Raw genomic sequence first — 1,041 nt, forward strand, 5'->3', positions numbered from 1 at the left:
TCGCGCTCGGGACCGCTCGCGGCATACACCACCGCGTCGGGCGCCAGGGCGATCAAGGCGTCGGCATCGTTGGTGGCCGCGATACCCAACGGTTCGATGCCAGCCAATTCCCCGGCGTCCTGGCCGACTTTGTCGGGCGAATGCACCCATACCCCAACGAGTTCCAGGTCGGGCCGGCGGCGGATCGCATCGATGGCGATCGACCCAACTCCCCCCGTCGACCACACAACGGTACGCACGGGGTTCACCTCCCTACTCATGAGCGGCCGCGGCGCGTTCGAGGTATGGCCACGCCACATCGGGCGGCCCGGCCCACTCCGGCGCACGCAGGTCGAACCTAAGCGTGAACATCAACAGCACCATAACCTAAAATTTGTTCGTTAGGATAGTGTGCGCTCTCTTAACAGGAGGTACGAAATGGCAGCTCAGCGCGTAGTGGTCTGGGCGACCGGCGGCATCGGGTCGATCGCGATCCGCACTATCCACCGACGCCCCGATCTGGATCTGGTCGGCGTGTGGGTGCACTCCGCGGAGAAGGTCGGCAGGGACGCCGGCGAACTCGCCAATGGCGAGCCGATCGGCCTCGCCGCCACCAATGACGCGGACGCGCTGATCGCCCTCAAACCCGATTGCGTCATCTACGCGGCCAGCGGTCCCGAGCGCGATGCGCTGGCCATCCCGGACTATGTTCGGCTGCTCGAAGCCGGAATCAACGTCGTCACGACCAGCACGACCCGGTTGGTCAATCCGCACGCCTACCAGCCCACCGAGTGGCGCGACCAACTCCTCGCCGCGGCCAAGCAGGGCCAGGTGTCGTTGTATGCGTCCGGGATCGAGCCCGGCTTCGCCGCTGACTATCTGCCCTTAGTGCTGTCCACCCAGTCGTCGTCCATCGAGAAAATCCACTCGTTTGAGGTCGGCCTGTACGACGACTACGGGGTTCCCGACATCATGAGCGACGCGTTGGGCTTCGGCCGTCCACTCGATTTCGAGCCGATGCTCTCGACGCCGGGATTCATCGAAATAGCCTGGAAGGCACCG

2 pseudogenes are annotated in these 1,041 nt (G+C 64.7%); one reads left to right on the forward strand and one right to left on the reverse strand.

Annotation, left to right across the window (positions count from 1 at the left end):
• Positions 1-260: pseudogene (locus A5745_RS10560) on the reverse strand (dihydrodipicolinate reductase); the annotation flags it as partial.
• 157 nt (positions 261-417) lie between these two features.
• On the opposite strand from A5745_RS10560, the pseudogene A5745_RS10565 reads away from it, so the two are divergent.
• A pseudogene (locus A5745_RS10565) lies at positions 418-1,041 on the forward strand (dihydrodipicolinate reductase); the annotation flags it as partial.

Source organism: Mycobacterium sp. IS-2888 (assembly GCF_001954215.1).
Lineage (GTDB): Bacteria > Actinomycetota > Actinomycetes > Mycobacteriales > Mycobacteriaceae > Mycobacterium.